The sequence below is a fragment of the Actibacterium sp. genome (genome assembly GCF_041584535.1).
Taxonomy (GTDB): domain Bacteria; phylum Pseudomonadota; class Alphaproteobacteria; order Rhodobacterales; family Rhodobacteraceae; genus Actibacterium_D.
The window spans coordinates 1-1,538 of sequence record NZ_JBFHDW010000424.1; the positions used below are offsets into that span (position 1 = coordinate 1).

Genomic DNA, 1,538 nt, shown 5'->3' on the forward strand with positions numbered 1-1,538 from the left:
ACCACTTGCAGACCAACCAGACCGGCCTCTTCCAGATCGTTCAGAATGGCTTGGCCTTCGGCGCTGACCGCGACCTCGGCAAAGTGATCATAGTCCTTCACAAGGAAGGGCAGCTGATAAGCATCCAGCGCCGGGCGACCGGTCACAAGCGGATACAGAACACCGCTGGCGCCGCACATCTCGTTGACGCCGGTCATGGCGCCTTCGAGCACCTGCTTGTCACCGCCAAGCTGGCGGTTCGGGAAAATGGTAATGTCGACGGCACCCGGCAACAGGTTTTCCATCGCCTTTTTGAATTCCACACAGGCGATGTGGCCGGGGTGAATTTCATTGGCGGCATGCGGCAACCGGATGGCAACCGGCTTGGCGCGCGCGACATGGGGCATCGCCAGCGTTGCGGCGGCGGCCCCGGAAAGCTTGAGCATTTCACGACGGTTGAACAATGTTTCTCCTCCCAGAGTTGTTGTTCTGCTATACAGGACTGATATTGGCAAATCTCTGCTAAATCTTAACATTCTGTCAACAGGGATGATTCACTCGCGACAGATATTCATTTTAAATACCTGTTTTTAATGTATTTTAAAATTTCAATTGACCGCGACCGACAATCCGCGCAAGATTTTATCGTTCCGTATTGCAGAACATATGTTCCGTTTTTGGAATCATGGAGGACAGAATGTACGACAAATCCGATCCGCGGGCGCAGTTGCAGGCGAAATCCGCGGCCACCGCAACGATGGTAAAGCCCGACTATTACGACTCGTCGCTGGGCCTGTTCTATGCCACCGCCCCGACGATGTCACAGGATGGCGCTGACACCTGGCTGATGCGGGGGCGGAATTTCGTCGTGGCGCAATCGGCGACCGAACCCGGCGTAACGCTTGGCCGCAGCGGTCAGATTGATGAATATGCGGTGCTGACCGTCGATCCCGCAGCCCGGCTGACCCTGACCGCCGGCGATCAGGCGATGACGGTTTCCGGCCCGGTTCTGGCCTTCATGCCCCCCGGCGACAGCACGGTCACGGTCGAGGCCGGCAGTGCCCTGACCCGCGTGTTTTCCAGCCAGTCCGACGATCTGACGGCGCTGTGCCCGAACGCCGATATCTATGCCCGCGATCATGCCCAGATGCCGCCGTTCCAACCCTGGCCTGCACCGCCGGGCGGCTTTCGCATCCGGAGCTACAGTCTGGACGTGCCGCCGACCCCCGGCCGGTTCGGCAAGATTTTCCGCTGCACCACCCTGATGATCAACGTGCTGGACCCGATGATGGGACCGCGCGACATCACCAAGATGTCGCCGCATCACCATGACGATTTCGAACAGGGCTCGCTGGCACTGAGCGGCAGTTTCGCCCATCACCTGCGCTGGCCGTGGACCACGGACATGAATGAATGGCGCGACGACCTGCAACTGGACTGCGATGCGCCGTCGTTGGCAGTGATTCCGCCGCCGGCGATCCATACTTCGCGCGGGACCGGTCCGGGCAACAACCAGCTGATCGATATCTTTTCGCCGCCGCGCATGGATTTCTCGCAAA

The 1,538-nt window shown here is 59.2% G+C and carries 1 protein-coding gene and 1 pseudogene; one reads left to right on the forward strand and one right to left on the reverse strand.

Annotation, left to right across the window (positions count from 1 at the left end):
• Positions 1-443 (reverse strand): annotated as a pseudogene (locus ABYW26_RS14400) (hypothetical protein); the annotation flags it as partial.
• A 233-nt stretch (positions 444-676) separates the two neighbouring features.
• Between ABYW26_RS14400 and ABYW26_RS14405 the strand changes: the two are divergent.
• Positions 677-1,538, forward strand: an 862-nt coding sequence (locus ABYW26_RS14405) for a hypothetical protein (RefSeq protein WP_372605602.1), incomplete at its 3' end; no start/stop codon positions are given.